The organism is Mycolicibacterium lutetiense (genome assembly GCF_017876775.1).
In the GTDB taxonomy this organism is placed as follows: domain Bacteria; phylum Actinomycetota; class Actinomycetes; order Mycobacteriales; family Mycobacteriaceae; genus Mycobacterium; species Mycobacterium lutetiense.
On record NZ_JAGIOP010000002.1, the window covers coordinates 2,404,394 to 2,424,443 of the forward strand.

The 20,050-nt window shown below is 67.0% G+C and carries 21 protein-coding genes; 8 read left to right on the forward strand and 13 right to left on the reverse strand.

Features of this window, described 5'->3' with window-relative positions:
• Positions 1-40 precede the first annotated feature (40 nt).
• The 3 genes from JOF57_RS20825 to JOF57_RS20835 all read left to right on the forward strand — a co-directional run bounded on the left by JOF57_RS20825 (position 41) and on the right by JOF57_RS20835 (position 3,406).
• The gene (locus tag JOF57_RS20825; protein ID WP_209919560.1) at positions 41-910 is read left to right on the forward strand and encodes a 1,4-dihydroxy-2-naphthoate polyprenyltransferase; all 870 of its coding nucleotides are present in this window, start codon (positions 41-43) and stop codon (positions 908-910) included.
• Positions 911-1,071: 161 nt separating this feature from the next.
• Entirely contained in the window at positions 1,072-1,953 is an 882-nt protein-coding gene (locus JOF57_RS20830) for a type IV toxin-antitoxin system AbiEi family antitoxin (protein WP_307870062.1), read from the forward strand.
• Positions 1,954-2,059: 106 nt separating this feature from the next.
• Positions 2,060-3,406 (forward strand): MFS transporter, encoded by a 1,347-nt coding sequence (locus JOF57_RS20835; protein WP_209919565.1) that lies wholly within the window; start codon positions 2,060-2,062, stop codon positions 3,404-3,406.
• 19 nt (positions 3,407-3,425) lie between these two features.
• Here the strand turns inward: JOF57_RS20835 and JOF57_RS20840 are convergent, their stop codons facing one another.
• Positions 3,426-3,707 (reverse strand): DUF4229 domain-containing protein, encoded by a 282-nt coding sequence (locus JOF57_RS20840; RefSeq protein ID WP_209923552.1) that lies wholly within the window; start codon positions 3,705-3,707, stop codon positions 3,426-3,428.
• A gap of 75 nt (positions 3,708-3,782) precedes the next feature.
• On the opposite strand from JOF57_RS20840, the gene JOF57_RS20845 reads away from it, so the two are divergent.
• Positions 3,783-3,944 (forward strand): hypothetical protein, encoded by a 162-nt coding sequence (locus JOF57_RS20845; RefSeq protein ID WP_209919567.1) that lies wholly within the window; start codon positions 3,783-3,785, stop codon positions 3,942-3,944.
• Here JOF57_RS20845 and JOF57_RS20850 read toward each other — a convergent pair.
• From JOF57_RS20850 to JOF57_RS20885, 8 genes are all read right to left on the reverse strand, one after another.
• Complete coding sequence (locus JOF57_RS20850) at positions 3,941-5,293, reverse strand: nucleotide-binding protein (protein WP_407666642.1); 1,353 nt, start codon at positions 5,291-5,293, stop codon at positions 3,941-3,943. The two genes, JOF57_RS20845 and JOF57_RS20850, sit on opposite strands and share 4 nt — an antisense overlap.
• A gap of 100 nt (positions 5,294-5,393) precedes the next feature.
• Positions 5,394-6,368: a c-type cytochrome biogenesis protein CcsB gene (gene ccsB, locus JOF57_RS20855; protein WP_209919569.1), complete on the reverse strand. Its 975-nt coding sequence runs from the start codon at positions 6,366-6,368 to the stop codon at positions 5,394-5,396.
• Positions 6,365-8,002 carry a cytochrome c biogenesis protein ResB gene (gene resB, locus JOF57_RS20860; protein WP_209919571.1) on the reverse strand — a complete coding sequence of 546 codons (1,638 nt, stop codon included), beginning with the start codon at positions 8,000-8,002 and terminating at the stop codon, positions 6,365-6,367. Before resB ends, ccsB begins: the two co-directional genes overlap by 4 nt.
• Positions 7,999-8,790, reverse strand: coding sequence for a cytochrome c biogenesis CcdA family protein (locus tag JOF57_RS20865; RefSeq protein WP_209919573.1), 792 nt, complete (start codon positions 8,788-8,790; stop codon positions 7,999-8,001). Before JOF57_RS20865 ends, resB begins: the two co-directional genes overlap by 4 nt.
• Positions 8,787-9,392, reverse strand: coding sequence for a TlpA disulfide reductase family protein (locus JOF57_RS20870; RefSeq protein WP_209919575.1), 606 nt, complete (start codon positions 9,390-9,392; stop codon positions 8,787-8,789). The genes JOF57_RS20865 and JOF57_RS20870 overlap by 4 nt, the downstream gene beginning before the upstream one ends.
• Positions 9,393-9,980, reverse strand: coding sequence for a histidine phosphatase family protein (locus JOF57_RS20875; protein WP_209923558.1), 588 nt, complete (start codon positions 9,978-9,980; stop codon positions 9,393-9,395).
• Between the two features lie 23 nt (positions 9,981-10,003).
• Positions 10,004-11,311, reverse strand: a complete 1,308-nt coding sequence (gene hemL, locus JOF57_RS20880) for a glutamate-1-semialdehyde 2,1-aminomutase (protein WP_209919578.1) — start codon at positions 11,309-11,311, stop codon at positions 10,004-10,006.
• A gap of 57 nt (positions 11,312-11,368) precedes the next feature.
• Positions 11,369-11,755, reverse strand: coding sequence for a nitroreductase/quinone reductase family protein (locus JOF57_RS20885; RefSeq protein ID WP_209919580.1), 387 nt, complete (start codon positions 11,753-11,755; stop codon positions 11,369-11,371).
• 45 nt (positions 11,756-11,800) lie between these two features.
• Between JOF57_RS20885 and JOF57_RS20890 the strand changes: the two genes are divergently transcribed.
• Positions 11,801-12,187, forward strand: coding sequence for a nitroreductase family deazaflavin-dependent oxidoreductase (locus JOF57_RS20890; protein WP_209919582.1), 387 nt, complete (start codon positions 11,801-11,803; stop codon positions 12,185-12,187).
• A gap of 126 nt (positions 12,188-12,313) precedes the next feature.
• Positions 12,314-12,694 carry a nitroreductase family deazaflavin-dependent oxidoreductase gene (locus tag JOF57_RS20895; protein WP_209919584.1) on the forward strand — a complete coding sequence of 127 codons (381 nt, stop codon included), beginning with the start codon at positions 12,314-12,316 and terminating at the stop codon, positions 12,692-12,694.
• On the opposite strand, the gene JOF57_RS20900 is transcribed toward JOF57_RS20895, so the two are convergent.
• From JOF57_RS20900 to JOF57_RS20910, 3 genes are read right to left on the reverse strand one after another with little or no spacing between them, the layout of a single operon-like run.
• Entirely contained in the window at positions 12,636-13,976 is a 1,341-nt protein-coding gene (locus JOF57_RS20900) for a lipase family protein (RefSeq protein ID WP_209919587.1), read from the reverse strand. The two genes, JOF57_RS20895 and JOF57_RS20900, sit on opposite strands and share 59 nt — an antisense overlap.
• Positions 13,973-14,758 (reverse strand): SDR family oxidoreductase, encoded by a 786-nt coding sequence (locus JOF57_RS20905; RefSeq protein ID WP_307870063.1) that lies wholly within the window; start codon positions 14,756-14,758, stop codon positions 13,973-13,975. Before JOF57_RS20905 ends, JOF57_RS20900 begins: the two co-directional genes overlap by 4 nt.
• Positions 14,759-14,787: 29 nt before the next feature.
• The gene (locus JOF57_RS20910) at positions 14,788-15,966 is read right to left on the reverse strand and encodes an MBL fold metallo-hydrolase (RefSeq protein WP_234938200.1); all 1,179 of its coding nucleotides are present in this window, start codon (positions 15,964-15,966) and stop codon (positions 14,788-14,790) included.
• Between the two features lie 134 nt (positions 15,967-16,100).
• Between JOF57_RS20910 and JOF57_RS20915 the strand changes: the two genes are divergently transcribed.
• Complete coding sequence (locus JOF57_RS20915; protein ID WP_209919592.1) at positions 16,101-17,135, forward strand: AraC family transcriptional regulator; 1,035 nt, start codon at positions 16,101-16,103, stop codon at positions 17,133-17,135.
• Positions 17,136-17,552: 417 nt separating this feature from the next.
• On the opposite strand, the gene JOF57_RS20920 is transcribed toward JOF57_RS20915, so the two are convergent.
• The gene (locus JOF57_RS20920) at positions 17,553-18,722 is read right to left on the reverse strand and encodes an alpha/beta hydrolase family protein (protein WP_209919594.1); all 1,170 of its coding nucleotides are present in this window, start codon (positions 18,720-18,722) and stop codon (positions 17,553-17,555) included.
• A gap of 319 nt (positions 18,723-19,041) precedes the next feature.
• Here JOF57_RS20920 and JOF57_RS20925 point away from each other — a divergent pair, with 319 nt between their 5' ends.
• The gene (locus JOF57_RS20925) at positions 19,042-20,007 is read left to right on the forward strand and encodes an acyl-ACP desaturase (RefSeq protein WP_209919597.1); all 966 of its coding nucleotides are present in this window, start codon (positions 19,042-19,044) and stop codon (positions 20,005-20,007) included.
• Positions 20,008-20,050 lie beyond the last annotated feature (43 nt).

A 20,050-nucleotide genomic window follows, 5' to 3' on the forward strand; every position in this document is an offset into this window, starting at 1 on the left:
CGCGCGGCCCCGCACCCGGCCAGCTCATACGATGACCGTCGTGGCCAGTTTCGCGCAATGGATCTCCGGCGCCCGTCCCCGCACCCTGCCCAACGCCGTCGCCCCGGTGCTCGCCGGTACCGGGGCCGCCGCCTGGACAGGATCGGCGGTGTGGTGGAAAGCGTTGCTGGCGCTGGCCGTATCGCTCGCGCTGATCATCGGTGTCAACTACGCCAACGACTACTCCGACGGCATCCGCGGCACCGACGACGTGCGCTCGGGCCCGTTGCGCCTGGTGGGTTCCAAGCTGGCCTCACCACGGGCCGTGCTGACCGCTGCCGTCGTGAGCCTGGTGGTCGGCGCGGTGGCCGGGCTGGTGCTCGCAGCGTTCAGCGCGCCGTGGCTGATCGCGGTCGGCGCAGCGTGCATCGCCGGCGCCTGGCTCTACACCGGCGGCAAGAAGCCCTACGGCTACCTCGGCCTGGGCGAAGTCGCGGTGTTCATCTTCTTCGGGCTGGTCGCGGTGCTGGGCACGCAGTACACCCAGGCCCTGCGCGTCGACTGGGTCGGCCTGGTCGCGGCGGTGGCCATGGGCTCGCTGTCCTCGGCCGTGCTGGTAGCCAACAACCTGCGCGACATCCCCACCGACAGCCAGTCGGGCAAGATCACGCTGGCCGTGCGACTCGGCGATGCGCGCACCCGGCAGCTGTATCAACTGCTGGTCGGCGTGGCCCTGGTGTTGCCGCTCGTACTCATGCTCGCCACCCCGTGGTGCGCAGTGGGGCTGCTCGCGGTGGTGCCGGCGGTGCGTGGACTGCGACCGGTGCGCGACGGCAGCACCGGCGCCCAGCTGATCCCGGTGCTACGCGATACCGGGCTGACCATGCTGGTGTGGGCGATCGCGGTGTCGTTGGCCCTGTTCCTGGGGTAGTCGGCCGTCCGAACTCCTTCCCCGCCGAGCAGACGCGAAAGCACCCTGCGGAGGCTATTTTCGGGTACCTACGCGTCTGCTCGGCGGGGAAAATGGGGAGGTTATCCCCAGGCTGCAGATTGCATCTTCTGCGGGGGCGCGGGTACATCCACGATCGAAACGTGTCAATCGATGAACTCTTCGCCGCGAACAGCGGAGTGGCCACCACCGCGCAACTGACCACCCTGATGACCCGCAAGATGGTCGCCTCACTGGTGCGGTCCGGCTCGATCGTGCGGGTACGCCGCGGCGTTTATGCCCCGCACCCTCCAGACATCGCCGATCGGTTGGCCGCCCTCGACCTCCTCAACGAGAACCCCGTCGTCGCCTGCATGGCCACAGCCGCCGCGATGTACGGCTTCGATACCGAGAACGACGACCGCCTCCACATCCTCGATCCCGGTGTCCGTATCCGTCCCGACGCCGAAGTGATGGTGCATCAACGGCTCGGCGCGCCATTGCGACGCGTGTCGGGACGGCTCGCGACCGCACCTGCGTGGACCGCGGTGGAGATCGCGCGCACGCTGCGCCGGCCTAGAGCGCTGGCCACACTCGACACCGCCCTGCGCGTCAACGCCTGTACTGCAGCGGAGTTCGACGCCGCGGCTCTCGAGCAGAAAGGGCGCCGCGGCATCGTCGCCGTGCGGGGCCTGCTGCCGCATGCTGACCCTCGGGCCGAGTCCCCGATGGAAAGCGAGATGCGTCTGGTCTTCATCGACTGGGCGGTGCCGCCTCCCGAACTTCAATACGAGATCACCGACCGCAGTGGCAAGACCTGGCGGGTCGACTTTGCCTGGCCTCAAGTCAAATTGGCCGCCGAATACGACAGCATCGAGTGGCATGCGAATCCCGCCGCGTTCACACATGATCGGATCAAGTCGGCGCGGCTGCAGGAATGCGGTTGGACCACCATCCCGGCGGTGGTGGATGACATCCGCAAGCACCCCGAGCATCTGGTGCGCCAGGTGCTCGGACACCTGAACTACCCCGCGCTGGCCGGCTGATTCCCACTACCTTCGCCACCACCTCCCTCGCGAGCAGACGCGTAGGTACCCGACACGCGCGAGTTTCGGGTACCTACGCGTCTGCTCGGCGGTAAGACTAGGCCGCATGACCACTTCGACCGAGGCGCATCAGCCCGCACCGTCGGGCCGCGCCGAAACCCGCCGCGCCATCTGGAACACCATCCGAGGCTCGTCGGGCAACCTCGTCGAGTGGTACGACGTCTACGTCTACACCGTGTTCGCCACCTATTTCGAAGCGCAGTTCTTCGACCCGGCCGACAAGAACGCGACCATCTACGTCTACGCAATCTTCGCGGTCACCTTCCTCACCCGGCCGATCGGCTCATGGTTCTTCGGCCGCTACGCCGACCGACGTGGCCGCCGCGCCGCGCTGACCTTCAGCGTCTCGTTGATGGCGCTGTGCTCACTGGTCATCGCGCTGGTGCCGTCGCGCGAAACCATCGGTGTGGCAGCGCCGATCATCCTCATCCTGTGCCGGTTGGTGCAGGGCTTCGCGACCGGCGGCGAGTACGGCACCTCGGCGACCTACATGTCCGAGGCCGCCACCCGGGAACGGCGCGGCTTCTTCTCCTCGTTCCAGTACGTGACCCTGGTGGGCGGTCACGTGCTGGCCCAGTTCACCCTGCTGATCATCCTGACCACGCTCAGTACCGAGCAGGTCCATGAATTCGGTTGGCGCATCGGCTTTGCCATCGGCGGTGTGGCCGCGATCGTGGTGTTCTGGCTGCGGCGGACCATGGACGAATCACTGTCCCCGGAGCAACTCGAAGCGATCCGGGAAGGCAAGGACAAGAGTTCGGGCTCGCTGAGCGAACTGCTCACCCGGTACGCGAAGCCACTGTTGCTGTGCTTCCTGATCACCTTGGGCGGCACGGTCGCGTTCTACACGTACAGCGTCAACGCACCGGCGATCGTCAAGACCGCCTACAAGGACCAGGCGATGACGGCCACCTGGATCAACCTGATCGGGCTGATCTTCCTGATGGCGATCCAACCCATCGGCGGAATCATCAGCGACAGGGTCGGCCGCAAACCGCTGCTGGTGTGGTTCGGTGTCGGCGGCGTGATCTACACCTACATCCTGATCACCTATCTGCCCCAGACACATTCACCGATCCAGTCCTTCGTCCTGGTGGCGGTCGGCTATGTGATCCTGACCGGATACACCTCGATCAATGCGTTGGTGAAGTCCGAGCTGTTCCCCTCGCATGTGCGGGCGCTGGGGGTGGGAGTCGGCTATGCACTGGCGAATTCGATGTTCGGCGGGACCGCACCGGTGATCTACAAGGCGCTCGAACAGGGCGGTCACGTGCCGTGGTTCATCACGTACGTCACGGTGTGTATCGCCATCTCGCTGGTGGTGTACGTGTTCTTCCTCAAGAACAAGACCGAAACCTACCTGGACCGGGAGAAGGGCGCGGCCTTCACCTGACAGCCCCGCTAGCGTGGCCTTAGCCGGCTTTCGGCGGCTCTTCGCCGCGCAACCGTGCCTGCAGCTGCTCACGATCCGTGCGCCGCCGCTCGTCGACCGACGCGATGGACGCGGTCGCCCGTTCACGCAACGGCCGGAACAACCAGATCCCCAACGGCAGCGCGATCACGAGCGCGAACAGCAGAGCCACCACTATCGGGAAATCGGCGATGACCAAATGCCCCAGCCCGTAGATCGCGGCGGCCAGCACAGCGACCAGCACAAGCCTGGCAATGAGGTAAACCACGACGTCGGCGACCATGCGGGAGGTCGAACCACTTCCTGACACGCTCCGAGCCTACCGACGACGCGTATATTCGGAGAAAGGAGGTTTCGAGTGGCGTATCTACTCCTGCTCATAGCCGCGGCAAGCCTGGTGTATCTCGGCTGGCGGCTGGCGCGGGTCTCTGGCAGTCAACCCAAAACCCGGGTGATCGGTCCCGACGACGACCCAGAATTCCTGCGTCGACTCGGGCACGGCGACAATCCGCGCAACTAGCGGATCTCGGACGCGCGGTTCGCTGAGCGACGTGCGCCGGCGAAGTCGGACGCCACCACGGCAGCCAGCTCGATCAGCGCCTCCCGGGTGCCGGGCTTGAGCCGATCCAGGCTGATCTCGGCGCCCTCCTCCAGATGGGGGTCGAACGGCACCAGCCGCACCGCACGGCAGCGCCGGGAGAAGTGGTCCACCACCTTGGACAGATCCACCTTGCCCGAGCGTGGGCGCACCGCATTGATCACCGCGATGGAGTTGCGCACCAGATCCTGATGCCCATGGGCGTCGAGCCAGTCCAGCGTCGCCGAGGCACTGCGCGCACCGTCCACCGAACCCGAGCTGATCACGACCAGTACGTCGGCCTTGGACAGCACCGCCGACATCGCCGAGTGCATCAACCCCGTTCCACAGTCGGTGAGCACCAGGCTGTAGAACCGCTCCAACACCTCCAACGCACGCAGATAGTCGTCGGAGCTGAACGCCTCGGACACCGCGGGATCGCTCTCGGACGCCAGCACTTCCAGCCGACTCGGCCCCTGCGAGGTGTACGCCCGCACATCGCTGTAGCGCTCGATGCCTTCGGCGTCGCGCAGCAGGTGGCGCACCGTCGCAGCGGTCTCCAGCGGCACCTTCTGGCTCAACGTGCCCCGGTCGGGGTTGGCGTCCACCGCCACCACCCGGTCACCACGGATCGAGGCGAACGTGGCACCCAGCGTCGCGGTGATCGTGGTCTTGCCCACGCCACCTTTCAGCGACATCACCGCGATCCGGTAGCAGCCCTGCAACGGCTGGCTGACCTCGCCGAGCAGGGTGTTGTGGTGGGTGGCCTTGGGGCTCTCGCCGACATTGATCTGCTTGAACGACGCCACGTAGAGGGCCTTGCGCCAGCCCGCGGTGGGCGGGTTCTTGCGTTGGCCGAGCAGCGCGTCGGTGGAAAGGTCCCGATACGGCGTGGCGAAGTCTCCCGCGGCGGGCCGCGCATCCACTCCCACGACGGGCCGCGCCGGTGCGGCGGGCTGTCCGGGCAGGACGGGCTGTCCCGGTGCCGGCGCCGCGAAAAACCGGGCAGGCGGTCCGTCGAAACTTGCGGGCACCGGCGGTGCGGTGATCACCGGGATACCGCGCGGCGGTGTCGGGGCGGTCCACTCGGCGGGCAGCGGTGTCGAGACACCGGGCTCGGAGGGATTGCTGAACCGCTGCTGCCCGCGGAATCCGGGTATCGGAGCGAATACCGACGGGACCAGCGGCGGCTCGGAGACCGGGGTGTCTGTTGACGGTTCGCCGGTGTCCTGCGGCGCAGGATCCTGCGCTTCGGACGGCACGACCACCGGCTCCACTACGGGCTCAGACACTGGCTCGGACACGAATTCCCCTCATCTCCCCACGCCTTCCGACCGGACCGCAGCCGCCCCACCCTCGGGGCGCACGGTCACCTCACCAATCCGACGGCGCCTAGCCGACCCCCGCGTACGAATGCAGGCCCACCGTCACCAGGTTGATGAAGAACAAGTTGAAAACCATTGCGACGAAACCGACCACGTTGATCCAGGCCGACTTACGGTCCCGCCAACCCGCAGTGGAGCGCGCATGCAGATACGCCGCGTACACCACCCAAGCGATGAACGACACCGTTTCCTTGGGGTCCCAGCCCCAGTACCGGCCCCAGGCCTCCTCGGCCCAGATCGCGCCGAAGATCACGCCGAAACCGAAGATCGGGAACGCGAAGATCGTGGTGCGGTAGGCAATCCGGTCCAAGGTCTGCGCGTCGGGCAGCCGGGCGATTATCCGCGGGACGACGCCCTCCCGGCCGGGCTCTCCGAGCGGCGACATCTTGAGCAGGAACAGGATGCTGGCCACACCGGCCACCAGGAACACCCCGGAGCCGAGGCTCACCACCGACACGTGGATGGGAAGCCAGTAAGACTGCAGCGCGGGCATCACGGGCGCGGCGTTGGAGTACAGCCAGCGCCCCGAGACCGTCAGCAGGATCAGCACCGGAACCAGGACGAACACCCACAGCGCGCGGTACTGCGGCTTGCGCAGCACCACCGCGGCCGCGATCAGGCCGCAGAAACTGGTCAGGTTGATGAACTCGTACATGTTGCCCCACGGCACCCGCGAGGTGGCCAGGCCACGCAACACGATGCAGATGAACAGCATGCCGATGCCGACGTAGGTGAGCGCCAGGCCGGTCTTGCCGATGCGCTCGTCGAACGTGGGCCGGGGTTCCTCGACGACGACGCCGGGGGTGGCGCTGTCCGCGCCGACGGTGGCGCCGACCAGTTCACGGGACTCGACTTTGCGACCGCGGCTGGATGCGAGTTCCACCGCGAGCAGGATCAGCGCCCCGACCAGGACGACGACCGACGACGTGAACGCCCAGTCGGAGTACCGGGCCAGCCCGATGTCGATGTGATCGGTATTCACTGCTGCTCCGCCTTCTCTCCTGCCGCCGGCTGCTCGTAGCCCTCCAACAACCGCCCGGTCAGCTTCTCGAACTCATCGCCCCAGCCGGAGTTGTCGGTACGGGCCAGCCCGCCCAGCTCGACGTTCACCGTACCCGCAGTCCCTGGCTGAATTCGAACCCAGACGCGGCGCCGGCGCACCACCAAGGACACCAGCAACCCGGCCATCATGGACATCGCGAACACCAGCACCCAGATCTGGGCGGGGTCGTGTGAGACCTGCAGGTTGACGAACGGGACCGCGCCGTCGAAGCGGACCTTGGTGCCGTCATCGAGCCGGGTGTCCTGGCCTTGCACCAGGTTGACGCGGGCGGCCTTGGTCAGCTGTTTGCGATCGATCAACCGGGGATCGAGGGAGAACAACGACTGCGGCCGGCCGGTGTCCAGGCCCGTGTCGCCGCGATAGATGTCGATGGCCACGGCGGGGTCGTTGAGCGCGGGGAAACTCGACGACAGCAGGGTGCCTTCGAGTTGCTTGGTCGGCGCGAACAGGCCCTGGATGGCGATCTGGTGTTTGCGACGCTCGTCGGCGTCGGGGTAGGTGCCCGCGGGCGGGTCGATGCGCACCACCCCCGAGGACAGCAGGGTCATCTGTTCTTCGGGCCGCCACTGGATGGTCTGGCTGCGCTGTTGACCGTCGGGGAACGTCACGGTGAACGACGGCGCGTACCCGTGTCCCTGCAGGTACACGCGGTCCCCGCCGATGCGCAGCGGATGGTTGACCTCGAGGCGGTAGGGCCGCCAGGTGTTGGCGGCCAGATCATCGCCGGACTGGTAGTCGATGTCGGCGGCGAAGGACAACGCCTGCCCGGTGGGCAGATAGTCCGCGTCGAAACTGTTGACCCGCAGGCAGACCGGGCTCAGTGAGGTGCCGTCGACGGTGTTGCCGGCCCGGAACGAGTCGAAGGCGGCCGGCGAGGCGGTGCAGAATCCGGGGCCGCCGTCGGCGATGACGATGACGTTGCCCTCGTAGCCGAACAACTTGCCCGCGGCCACCGCCACCAGCAGACCGAGCAGCGAGAAGTGGAAGACGATGTTGCCGAACTCCCGCAGGTAGCCCTTCTCGGCTGAAATCTCGGTGCCGGCATCGGTCTGCCGGGTGAGCTTGCGCCAGCCCTTCAGCCGCCGCGTGACGGTGGTGGCGACCTCATCCATGTCGCCCGTCACCTGCTCGGCGTGGTGTTTGGGCAACCGGCCCAGGTTTCGCGGCGCAGGCACCGGCTCCGCCCGCAGGTTGTGGAAATGCTCGACAATCCGCGGGGTCAGGCAACCCACCAGCGAGATGAACAGCAACACGTAGATGGCGGTGAACCAGAAGCTGGAGAACACGTCGAAGGCCTGCACGCGGTCCAGCCACGGACCCAGCGTGGGGTGGGCCGCCAGGTATTCGTCGACCTTGGATTCGTTGAGGCTGCGTTGCGGCAACAACGCCCCCGGGATCGCGCCGAGCGCCAGCAGGAACAGCAACACCAGCGCGGTGCCCATCGACGTCAGGGTGCGCCAGGTGTTCCGTGCCAGCGCGAGCAGACGCGAAAGTACCCGGAAGGGCCCCTTTTGGGGTACCTGAGTGTCTGTTCGCGGGGAAACCTGGGTCATATCGGGAGCCTCACATCACTGACGAAGGCGTCGCGCACCCACGACACGAACTCGTTCCACAAACCCGTCACCAGTGCCGTGCCCACCAGGATCAGCAGGATGCCGCCGAAGATCTGAATGGTCCGGGTGTGCTTGCGCAACCAGGCCAGGCTCGTCACCGCCCGCGCCGAACCCAGCGCCAGGAGTACGAACGGGATACCCAGCCCGAAGCAGTAGGCCAGTACCAGCACCACTCCGCGCGCCACGGTGGCGCCGTCGGTGGCCGAGGCCACCGCGATCACCCCGGTCAGCGTCGGGCCCAGGCACGGGGTCCAGCCCAGCGCGAACACCGCACCCAGCAGCGGCGCCCCGGCCATCGTGGACCACTGCCGCGGGGCGAACCGGGCCTGACGCTGCAATGCCGGGACGAAGCCGACGAACACCAGACCCATCGCGATCGTGACGACACCGCCGATGCGTTGCAGCAGAACCTGATTGGCGATCAACGTGGTGGTCATCCCGAGGACGGCCACCGCGCCGAGCAGAAACACCACGGTGAAGCCGGCGACGAACAGGGCAGCCGCGCCGGCCACCCGCAGCCGGGCGGTCTTGGTGGCATGTCGCGTTGTTCCGGTGCCCGCGACCGCGTCGGAATCCTGCACGCCGACCACCGCGGCCAGATAGGACAGATAGCCGGGCACCAACGGCACCACACACGGCGAGGCGAACGACACCAACCCGGCCAGCACACTGATCCCCAGCGCCAGCAGCACCGGTCCGGCGGCGGCGATCTCGGCGAATCCGGTCACTGCACAGGCCCTTCGGCTGCCAGCCGCTCCACCACCGGTTGCAGATCGTCGGCCAGCAGTTCACGGAGGAACACCGCAGCCACCCGGTGCTGACGGTCCAGCACCACGGTCGACGGGATCACCGTGGTCGGGTACTTGCCGCCGAACGCGATCATCGTGCGCATCGCCGGGTCGTAGATGGATGGGAAGGTGACCTTGCGGTCGGTGACGAAATCGACTGCGGCCTGGCGGTTGTTGTCCCGAACGTCGATACCGAGGAACTGCACGCCGAGGCCGCGCGTCGCTTCATATACCTTCTGCAACTCGCCGATCTCGGCCCGGCAAGGCCCACACCACTGGCCCCACACGTTGATCACCACGACCTTGCCCGCAAAATCGTCCAGCGAGATGGCCTTCGCCGGGTCGAGCAAGTCAGGACCGCTCAATTCGCCTGGGGTGCCGCGCTTTTCGGGAGGATCGTAGAAGATGTCGGTCTTGCCGCCGGGTGCGACGAATTCGAAAGTGCCACCCTGGGCCACCGCGTCGTCACCCGTGGAGCATCCGGTGAGCAGCACCAGCCCGGCCAGCACTGCCGCACTCACCCGGGCGACCAACGACCTCATTCAGATTCCCCAGGGCTCCGTGTAGCCCCACCGGGTCAGCGTGTCGTCCTCGAAGGTGAACGACGTGATCGAGGACAGATTGCACAGCCGGCTGTGCGGCAACGGCAGGTGGGCCAGCTTGCGCCCGGTCATCGCCCGGCGCAGCGTCTCGACCGGAAGCTGATGGCTGACACAGACCGCCTCGTGCCCGGCCGCCTTCTCCCGCGCCCGGTGCATGGCCGCCATCATCCGGGGCGCGATCTCGGCATAGGGCTCACCCCACGACGGCTTGGCGGGGTTACGCAGCTTCGGCCAGTTCCGCGGGTCGCGCAGGGCGCCGTCGCCGGGGGCCACCCGCTCCCCCTCGAACTGGTTCCACGACTCGATCAGGTCACCGTCGGTGGCGATCGGCAGCTTGTGGCTTTCGGCGATCGGCGTTGCCGTCTCCTGGGCCCGCTCCAGCGGGGAGGCCACCACGTAGACGACGTCCCGGTCGGCCAGCCAGTCGGCGGCGGCCCGGGCCTGAGCCTGGCCACGCTCGGAGAGGTGATAGCCGGGCAGCCGGCCGTAGAGGACCTTCTCCGGGTTGAACACCTCGCCGTGACGCATCACATGCACGGTCGTGCGTACGGTCACGGGCGGGCCTCCGCGGCGGCGCGAGCCGCGCCGGGCAATGCGTCGGCGATGCGCTCGAACGCCTCATCATCCAAAGCCGCTGAGACAAACCATGTTTCGAAAGCACTGCACGGCGGGTACACGCCGGCCTCCAGCAAAGCGTGGAAGAACGGGGGGAAACGCCAGGTTTCGGTGGCCTTGGCCGCGGCGAAGTCGTTGACCGGCTCGTCGGTGAAGAACACGCTGAGCATGTTGCCCGCGCGCTGCACCCGGTGCGCCACTCCGGCATCCGTCAGGGCGCCGGTGAACAGCCCGGCCAGCCGGTCGGCGTTGGCGTCCACCCGGGCGTAGGCGGCGGCGTCGGCGTGGCGCAGCGTGGCCAGGCCCGCCGCCATCGCCACCGGGTTACCGGACAGGGTCCCGGCCTGATAGACGGGCCCCAGCGGGGCCAGGCGACCCATCACCTCGGCACTGCCGCCGAACGCCGCGGCGGGCAGGCCGCCACTCATCACCTTGCCGAAAGTGAACAGGTCGGCGTCGACGGGATCCAGGCCGTACCAACCGGCGCGGCTCACCCGGAAGCCCGTCATCACCTCATCGAGGATCAACAGCGCACCGTGGGCGGCGGTGATCCGGCGCAACGCGGCGTTGAAGCCGGGCAGCGGCGGCACCGTTCCCATGTTTCCCGGGCTGGCTTCGGTGATGACACAGGCGATCTCGTCGCCGAACCGGCCGAAGATCTCTTCCACCGCGGCGACGTTGTTGTAGGGCAGCACGATGGTGTCGGCCGCGGCCGCACCGGTGACGCCGGGCGAGGACGGCAGCCCCAGGGTGGCCACCCCCGAACCGGCGTCGGCCAACAGCGCGTCGCTGTGCCCGTGGTAGCAGCCGGAGAACTTGATGATCTTGGCGCGGCCGGTGTAGCCACGGGCCAGTCGGATCGCGCTCATGGTCGCCTCGGTGCCGGAGTTGACCAGCCGCAGACGGTCCACCGGGGCCACCCGGTCGATGATCTCGGTGGCCAGTTCGGTCTCCGACGGGGTCGGGGCGCCGAAGCTCAGCCCGTTGACCGCCACCTTCTGCACGGCCTCGACAACCTCCGGGTGGGCGTGGCCGAGCAGCGCCGGCCCCCACGAACAGACCAGGTCGACGTACCGATTGTCATCGGCATCGGTCAGCCAGTAGCCCTTCGCCGAGGTGATGAAGCGCGGGGTGCCGCCGACCGAGCTGAAGGCACGCACCGGGGAGTTCACGCCACCGGGGATCACTGCGCAGGCATCGGCGAACAGCTGGGCCGACCGCTCAGTCTGCTTTTCCACACGCATGGCCACCAGTGTCCCAGCCGGTGCAAATCGGTCAACTACAGGGTGTAGTGGACTCGGTCACCCCGCCGGCGTCAGCGCGAACACCGGGTGATCGGCGTCATCGGGCAGATCGCGGAAGTAACCCTCCACGACTTTGCCGGCCAATGGGCGGTAGGCCGCGATGATCGGCGCCCGCTGCTCGACCGGAACCTCGGCCGCGACGTAGCTGGACTTCCCCAGCCTCACCTGCGGATCAGCCCGGATATTGCGCACCCAGGCTGATTCACCACGGGTGGAGACCAGGTACTTCACCCCGTCCACCTCAGGGACCACGACGGGGATCTGCTGTGGTTCCTTGCTGGTCCGTCGGGTCACGGTGAGTGTCTCGCTGTGCCCCACGCCGGTCACCATGGCGATCCGGTTGAACACCTTCCGGACGAACCACGGCGGTTTGAGATACGCCATGGGTCCAGTCTCGGCTCATTCGACCCGGCGCGGCAAGATGAGGCGATGGTGCGATTCTCCGAACGCCGGGCACGGTTCAACCGACGCGTCACCAACCCGCTCTTCCGGCCCCTGTCGGGGTACCTGCCGATCTGGTCGATCGTCGAGCACACCGGGCGACGCAGCGGCACGGCCTACCGCACCCCGGTGACGGTGTTCAGCACCGACGACGGGGTGGCGGTGCTACTGCCCTATGGGCGACAACGAGATTGGGTGAAGAATCTGCAGTGTGCCGGTGGCGGCCGAGTGAAGTTCGAAGGGCGCACCTTTGCCGTGGATCAGCCCAGAATCGTGCCGACCACCGAGGCACTGCCACTCCTGAAGGCGCCGTGGCGCCAACTGATGGGGCGCGTGGGTGTGGAGCACACGCTGTTGCTCAGACGAGCCGGCTGACCCTCGGAGTTCGCGGCGCCTACACCGAGGATTGCAGTCAGCATCAAGCATGTAGTGCCAGCCGGCCCACCAAGATCCGACCACAGTAGGTTGTGACCGCCGTCACGGCCGCGATTGAATGGGGCCATGCAACTCCCGCAATGGCTGGCCCGGTTCAACCGCCACGTCACCAACCCGATCCAGCGACTCTGGGCGGGCTGGGCACCGACGTTCGGGATTCTCGAGCACGTCGGCCGCAAATCAGGTCGGACCTACCGAACTCCCTTGAGCGTCTTTTCGACCGACACCGGGGTGGCGATTCTGTTGACCTACGGGCCGGACCGCGACTGGTTGAAGAACATCACCGCGGCCGACGGTGCCGAGATGCGTCGCCATGGCAAGACCATCCGGCTCGCCGACCCGCGGGTGGTGTCCAAGTCCGAGGCCGCGCCCCACGTGAAAGGTGGCGTCAGGCGGGTCTTCGCCCGGCTGCCGTTCGAGCAGGCGGTGCTGCTGCGGCGGGTCTGACGCCCCACGAACGGGGTGTCAGCCGCCGCCCCAAGGCGACTTTCATTGCCACCACAGCCATCCCGAGCAGTCCGCGCAGCACCTTGAGTGAACCCGCTGTCGACCAGACCGTGGTGGTGCTGGGAGGCGGAAGCGGTTGTCCGATGATCCGGTCGGTGAGCCATTCCAGTGCCAGCGGTGCTGACAAGGGCATCAGGGTGATGTGTTCGCTGAGCCGGTCGCGCAGGTACTGCACGTGCACCCCGGCGTCGAGGTAGCGCTGGACCTGTCCGTCGACGTCGGCGATGTCGACGAACTGATCGTGTACGGGATGCACCACCAGCACCGGGCAGCGGGGCGCGTGCATACCCAGCCGCAGATCGTCGATGATCGTGACGACTTCGGGGTTGGCGAGTAGGTCGGCCAACGGCACGTCTATGTAGTGGTCGATGTCGTCGCCGCGGAAACGCCTGACTGCCGCGATGGTGCCCAGCGTTTCGATCTCGGCGAGCCTTCGCAGTCCGGTCGGGTTGACGTGGCTGTTGAGCAGGCGGTCCAGGTCGGGATAGAGGTGGCGGATCGCTGCTACGACCATGGCCGGCAGCCCGGCCAGCCAGGTGCCGTTGAGCTTGAGCAAGGCCTGCCCCGGATCGCCCACCGGCGCGCCGAGCACGGCGCCGACGACACGGAGCTCTGGGGCGTACGTCGCGGCCATCTCGGCCGCCCACGAGCTGGCCATCCCGCCCCCGGAGTACCCCCAAAATGCAACCGGCGCATCGTGATTCAAACCAAGCGCCTCGAACGCCATCGCCGCACGGACACCGTCGAGCACCCGGTAACCGGGTTCCCGCGGCGCACCGAAATGCCCACCGCGTCCCTCATGGTCGGCGATCGACACCGCCCAGCCGCGGCGCAACGCATTGGCGATGACCAGCAGCTCGAACTGCGGGACACAGCCCGGTGACCGGGCGCCGCGCTGCAGCGCATACGACGGGAAATGCCGGTCGACGATTGCGTCGATCGCACACTGGTAGGCCAATACGGGTCGAGCCTGCGCCGGGTCAGCCCAGGCGGGTAGCAGCACAGTGGTGACCGCAGCCTCCGGGCGCAGGTCGAGATCGCTGCTGCGGTAGAGCAACTGCCACGCCGAAACCTGCTGCCGCACCGTTCCGAGAAATGCGAGCTCGATCTCGCGGGCGCGCAGGACAGTGCCGGGCGGCCGGGATTCGAACCCGGCCGGCGGATCGAAGAACGGATCCGCACCGGGCAACAGTGGCACGGAGGTCTTGGACGCGCGCGTCATCCCAGCGACCCCTGTTCGTACCCCCGCCGGGAGTCTTTATCGGTGCTGGCGACCTGGTCGGGCACCATGCGGGCGAGCACGACATCACGGACGGCCTGCGGTAGGAGCTCCACCACACGGACTGTCAGTCCGATATAGCGCGGCACCGTCACCTCGAATCGCGGGCGTTCGATCACTGCGACGACGGCGCGGGCCACGTCGCCGGGCTGCAGCAGTTTCGCCGCGCCAGTGGCGGTGCCGCGGGCCAGTTCGGTGTCGACCACACCCGGCATGACGACCGAGATCTCGACGCCGGTGCCCCGCAGTTCAGCGCGTACGGCCCGCAGGTAGCCGAGCACCGCGTGTTTGGTGGCGGCGTAGGTGGCCTCGCCCGGCGGGGACAGCTTCGAGGCCGCCGAGGCGATCGTGACGATGTGCCCGTGACGGCGTGCCCGCATAGCGGGCGCGGCTGCCTTCACTCCGCGGATGACGCCGTGCAGATTCACCTCGATCTGCCGGCACGTGGCGTCCTCGGACTCCTCGTCGAACTTGCCGACCCACATCACGCCGGCGTTGTTCACCAGAACATCGATCGGTCCCCATTTCGCTTGTACCGCATCGAGAAACGTGGTGAACGACGCGGTCTCGGTAACGTCGAGGTCGAACCCTTCCACGGTGCCGGCGATGCCGGCTGCTACGCGGCGGGCGCCAAGGCCGTCGCGATCACCGATCGCGACGCGCGCACCGGCGGCCGCCAACTGCTCGGCGATGGCACGGCCGATTCCGGCGGCCCCACCGGTCACCGCGACTACCCGCCCCGTGAGCGACCGGTTCACAGTGCACCGGTCCGCAGGCTGCGGTGGGTGAATGTCGGTGCGGCGCCCGGCGCGATCGGGCTCGCGGTCAGTTCGCTGGTCGGGAAGAACTGCAGGAACCGTTCGTCGGCCTGCGACCGGTCGACCAGGGACTTCTCCAGCACACAGGAGTTGTACTGCGTTGCGGTGGCCTCGATCGTGTTGGCGTTGAGGATCAGTTCCTGGCCCCACTTGCGGGCCCAACCCGCCACCCCGGGGATCTTGCTGTGCTCGGGAGTCAGCAGTTCGGCGGCGATGACGTTCTCCGACATCGCCCAGATACCGGTGTCGGTGTTGAGCACCAGCGTCTGGTTGCCGGTCGCATGCCCGGGGGTACGCACGATCGCCACCCCGGGACCCAGTAGCCGGTCGCCGTCGATCGGGGCGATCCTGGCCGGATCGAGATCGACCATGGTCTCCGGCTGATACCACGGCCGCTGCAGGGGATGCAGATCCCGCATGGCCTCGAGTTCCTCACGCTGCACCACCAACTTGGCGTTGGGGAACAGGGCCGGGACCGGTGCCGACGGCGAGAGGTCGGCCTGCGGTCTGGTGGTACCGACCAGCCGTCGCACGTCCTGGGTGTGCAGATGGTCGAAACCGATGTAGTCGACGTCGGCCGGGTCGACACCGGCCTGCACCAACCGCTCGGCGACCGGCGCGAACTCGCGCACCAGCCGGTTGCGCAGCACGGTCGGCGATGCGTCGGCCAGCGCCGCGAAATACGGGGTGTTGGCGTCGAGTTCGTAGTCGCTGGGCTCCCAGAGCAGGGTGCGCCGTCGGCCGTCGGCCTCGTACCAGCGCACGATCACCAACCGGTTGGTGATGGTCAGGAACGGGGCGGGCGTGATCGCAGCCCTCCAGAACCCGAATTTGGTCGGGTACGGCAGCGTCACCAGATCGTGCGTCGACACGTGGCCCACGCGGCCGGTGGCGGCGAACTCCCGGCGAAACTCGCTACCGGCCGTTCGTGCCGTCCGCAGCGCCGCCCCCGGACCTCCCTGCGGGGCACCGATCCGGTCCAGCGTGTCGATGGGCGCTCCCAGATCCACCACGTCCGGGATCGGGATGTTCAGCAATCCTGGCTCTGGGGCCATGGGCCGCGCGTTGGATCCGAGGTTCAGCCGTGACGTGACGGCGTCTATGACGGTGGACAACGTTGTCGCCTCCTTGCGGGGTCAGCGCCTGAGCGCTCAGTGAACCCCAAACTACGTGCGGGAATAGCCGACCAACAGTTTGTGACCGGCCAGGAATATAGGATTTTCGGACAAGAGGAAATGATGGAGCACCGATGCCTGATCTGGACCTGCCTCGCCCGCCCGCGAGTGCGCTGCTGCTGACCAAACTGGGCTCAGAACACGGGATTCCCGCCGATGGCGTCCTGGCCGGAACCGGGCTGCTGCCGGAAATGTTGGGAGATCCGCAGGCCACCGTGTCCGGTCGGCAGGAAATGCGCATTGTGCAGAATCTGATTGCCGCGGCCGGTGATGCGCCGGCCCTGGGTATCGAGGCGGGCCTGCGGTATCACCTGACGACCCACGGCATCTGGGGCTTCGCACTGTCGAGTTGCCCGACGGTGCGCTCCGCGATCGAAGTCGGATTACGCTACGTGGACCTGACGTTCGCCTTCACCCGGATGTCGATCGTCACGGCGAACGACCATGTCCGGCTACTGCTCGATCCCTCGGATCTACCGTCCGGTGTGCGCCGGTTCTTCGTCGAACGGGAAACGGCCTCGATCGCCAACCTCGGGCACCAGGTCACCTCCAACCCGGCGGCACTTGGACGAGCGCATTTCACACATCCGGCGCCGGCGTCGCTCGCCCCCTACCGAGCGCTCGGGCCGACACCCGTTTTCGATGCGGAGTCGAACTTCATCGAGATCCAGCGCGACATCCTCGATCTCCCGATACCGCAAGCAGACCCCTATGCGGCCGCCGCGACCCAGGAACAGTGCAGGCAGTTGCTGACACAACGGCGAGCGCGGTCCGGCTACGCGGGACGGGTTCGTGATCGACTTGTCCAACACCCGGGGCAGCCACCCGATTTCGAAGCCGTCGCTTCCGAGTTTCACATGAGTTCACGAACGCTGCGACGCCATCTCGAACATGAAGGGACCTCTTACCGCAGCCTTTTGGATGAGGTGCGCGAACGCCTCGCCGAAGAACTTCTTGCCACCGGTGCGCTCAGCGTCGCCGAGATCGGGCGACGGCTCGGCTACGCCGACACCCCGAGTTTCACTGCCGCATTCAAAAGGTGGAAGGGCGGAATGCCACCGCGCACCTTCGCCAAACGCACATCACAGCGGGCCGACCGCTACCGCTGAATACCCGGCGGGCGGTTGACCGGAATCGGTCAGTGAACCAAATCTTCTACGCCAGCGTATATCTCACGAGAGTGAGAGAAGGGAACGCTGATGAGGACGCTAGTCGGGCCGGCCGTGATAGTGGGAACCCTTGTCGCCGCGTTCAGTCCGGTTGGTGTGGCACGTGCGGCACCGTCCGGCCCAGAAGCGGTCGATGAGGTTATCAATCAACTGCAATCCCAGGGATATCACGTGATCCTGAACAGGGTCGGCTCAGCACCACTGGATCGCTGCTCTGTACGTGGTGTCCGACGCGGTCAGACCTACTCGCGCAGCGACTCCGGCGTTCCAGGAGCCGGTACCGACCTTGTCACCACTGTTACCGGTATGACGGTGTTTGTTGATGTGGACTGCTGACACAGCCGACGCTGATCAACCTCAGCGTGGACAGGTATCGCCGGTCTTCCCTGCTGTCACCGTGTCAACGAACGCCTGCGTATCCGACAGCGAGGCGTTGATGACGCCGCGATGGTCCTGGCCGGCGTACACGCGGTAGTCCACCGCAACGTCTTTGCCGCACAGCGCCTTGGCCAATGCGTCGACCCCGGGCTGGGTCACCGCGGTATCGGCCGAGCCTTGCGCGATCATGACCGGTACCCGCGGTGTGAGTGCGATGGGGTCTTGGCGGCGAAGGTAGTCGCGCAACGCATCCAGGTTCGCTTCGGGCGTGAACATGCGCGCCGATCCGACGGTGGGGACCCGACGGATCTGGGCGATGCACTCGGTGCGGGCGGTGCCCAGCAACGGGCGCGCGTCCGCCGTGAAGATTTCATCGGGGTTGACGGATGGGTCTACCACGGCGGCGCCGAGCACCAGCAACGGCAGAAAGGCCTGGGCCGCATCGACTTCGGGCTTTCCGGCGCGCACCAGGTCGACGGCCTGGTCCATCCCTACCCCACCGGGCGCCATCGCGACCGCACCCAACAGGTCGAGCTCGGGAGCGCGTTGCGGCGCGTCCTGCGCGGTGAACAGGGCGGCTTGGCCGCCCTGGCTGTGGCCGGCGACGACCCACTTGGTGCCGATGCCGGGGTTGAGTTCGCGGGCCGCCCGCACGATGTCGGTCACCGTGTGCGCCTCGCTGGTGCCGTCCGTGTAGGGATGTCCGCCGGGGGTGCCCAGTCCCTGGTAGTCAGTTTGGACGACGGCGTAGCCACGCGCCACCCAGGTGCCCAGCATCCTGGTGACCGATCCGAGGTAGTCATGGGCGAGGCCGTCGGTGGTGTCCACCGATGGGGCGCAGGTATCGGCATAGCCGGTGGTGCCGTGGGCCCAGCTGATCACGGGCCAACCACCCTCGGGTGGCGGTGACGTCGGCACCGCCACGGTGCCCGACACCACGATGGGTTGACCTTCCGTATCGTCGGACACGTAGGTGATCAGACGGGTTTGCGCGCCGGGCACCGCGGCGGCGGTGGTCAACGGCCGAGCGGTGAGCAACTGCCCGGCGTGCAGTTCGGGTTCGGGGGCGGCCGAACAACCGGCCACCAGGGCGGCGACGGCCAGTCCGGCAACGACGACCCTCTTGCTACCGACACGATTCCTGGGCATGGCTTCCAGTGTGCCGATCCGGTGCTGCCCGCATCCTTCGACTCCGACGTTGTGGTGCGGCGCTCGAGGCATCAGCTCCCGATGAGAGATCAAAGGCAGATTCGACTTCGCTGGCCAACCTGCGGGACGTCCAGTACGAACAGATCGGCAAAGCCATGCTCGCCGCGGCCGAACAGTACTCAGCCGAGTTCGAGGCGTCGAAAACCTGATTACGACGCTCGGTCCTGGTCCGCGGAGATTTGCACCACCACGTATTCTCAGTGTTGAGCGGGCTACGGTCGTACACACATCGGTCGGCTCACGACTTGATTGGACACTGATGCAGAGACATTTGACCGACGCCGAGTTCCTCGCGGAACTCGAGCCGATTGCCGAAGAAGGTCTCAACCATCATTTGCGGGTCGCCAAGGAGTGGCATCCGCACGACTACGTTCCGTGGGACCTCGGCCGCAACTTCGCGGCCCTCGGTGGCGAGGATTGGGCACCGGAGCAGTCCGGACTGTCCGAAGTCGCCAAGGTCGCGATGATCACCAACCTGCTCACCGAGGACAACCTGCCGTCCTATCACCGGGGCGCGGCGAATCACTTCTCACTCGACGGCGCCTGGGGCCACTGGGTCAACCAGTGGACTGCCGAGGAAAACCGCCACGGCATCGTCATCCGCGACTACCTCGTCGTCACCCGCGGAGTGGACCCGGTCGCCCTGGAGCGCATGCGCATGGAGCACATGGCGAACGGCTATGACCCGGACGAGGAAGAACGCGAAATCCACGAACCCGGCCCGCTGATGATCTCGGCGTACGCCACCCTGCAGGAACTCGCGACCCGGGTCAGCCACCGCAACACCGGCAGGATCTGCGACGACCCTCTCGCCGAGTCGATGCTGCAGCGCGTCGCGACCGACGAGAACCTGCACATGGTCTTCTACCGCAACATGTTCTCCGCCGGTTTCGACCTCGCGCCCGACCAGGCGATGGAGGCGGCATGCGCCATCATCGAAGGATTCCGGATGCCAGGTCGGGGAATGCCCAACTGGCGGCGCAACAGCGTGATCATGGCCAAGCACGGCATCTACGACCTGCGCCAGCACCTCGAAGATGTCGTGATGCCCAACGTCAAGAAGTGGCGGATCTTCGAACGCAACGACGTGAGCGCGGTCGGTGAGAAGCGCCGCGAGCAGTTGGCCACCTTCCTGGAGGATCTCGAGAAGCAGGTTCTCAGGTTCGAGGAGCAGCGGGACCGGATGCTGGCGCGCGAGGCCGCCAAGGCGGAGCGTTCCGCGTAATCAGACCGACGTCGAGTAGGCGCGGACGCTGCTGGCAAACCTC

What these genes read in the sequence shown, in the direction of transcription:
- JOF57_RS20885 (WP_209919580.1), bottom strand. Translation starts at nt 11,755, where the DNA reads ATGGCGTATCTCAAACCGCCGTGGTTCGTCCGGAAGGTGTTCAACCGG.
- JOF57_RS20835 (WP_209919565.1), top strand. Translation starts at nt 2,060, where the DNA reads ATGACCACTTCGACCGAGGCGCATCAGCCCGCACCGTCGGGCCGCGCC.
- JOF57_RS20875 (WP_209923558.1), bottom strand. Translation starts at nt 9,980, where the DNA reads ATGCGTCACGGCGAGGTGTTCAACCCGGAGAAGGTCCTCTACGGCCGG.
- JOF57_RS20900 (WP_209919587.1), bottom strand. Translation starts at nt 13,976, where the DNA reads ATGACGCGCGCGTCCAAGACCTCCGTGCCACTGTTGCCCGGTGCGGAT.
- JOF57_RS20920 (WP_209919594.1), bottom strand. Translation starts at nt 18,722, where the DNA reads ATGCCCAGGAATCGTGTCGGTAGCAAGAGGGTCGTCGTTGCCGGACTG.
- JOF57_RS20915 (WP_209919592.1), top strand. Translation starts at nt 16,101, where the DNA reads ATGCCTGATCTGGACCTGCCTCGCCCGCCCGCGAGTGCGCTGCTGCTG.
- JOF57_RS20925 (WP_209919597.1), top strand. Translation starts at nt 19,042, where the DNA reads ATGCAGAGACATTTGACCGACGCCGAGTTCCTCGCGGAACTCGAGCCG.
- JOF57_RS20870 (WP_209919575.1), bottom strand. Translation starts at nt 9,392, where the DNA reads ATGAGGTCGTTGGTCGCCCGGGTGAGTGCGGCAGTGCTGGCCGGGCTG.
- JOF57_RS20890 (WP_209919582.1), top strand. Translation starts at nt 11,801, where the DNA reads ATGGTGCGATTCTCCGAACGCCGGGCACGGTTCAACCGACGCGTCACC.
- JOF57_RS20895 (WP_209919584.1), top strand. Translation starts at nt 12,314, where the DNA reads ATGCAACTCCCGCAATGGCTGGCCCGGTTCAACCGCCACGTCACCAAC.
- resB (WP_209919571.1), bottom strand. Translation starts at nt 8,002, where the DNA reads ATGACCCAGGTTTCCCCGCGAACAGACACTCAGGTACCCCAAAAGGGG.
- JOF57_RS20840 (WP_209923552.1), bottom strand. Translation starts at nt 3,707, where the DNA reads ATGGTCGCCGACGTCGTGGTTTACCTCATTGCCAGGCTTGTGCTGGTC.
- hemL (WP_209919578.1), bottom strand. Translation starts at nt 11,311, where the DNA reads ATGCGTGTGGAAAAGCAGACTGAGCGGTCGGCCCAGCTGTTCGCCGAT.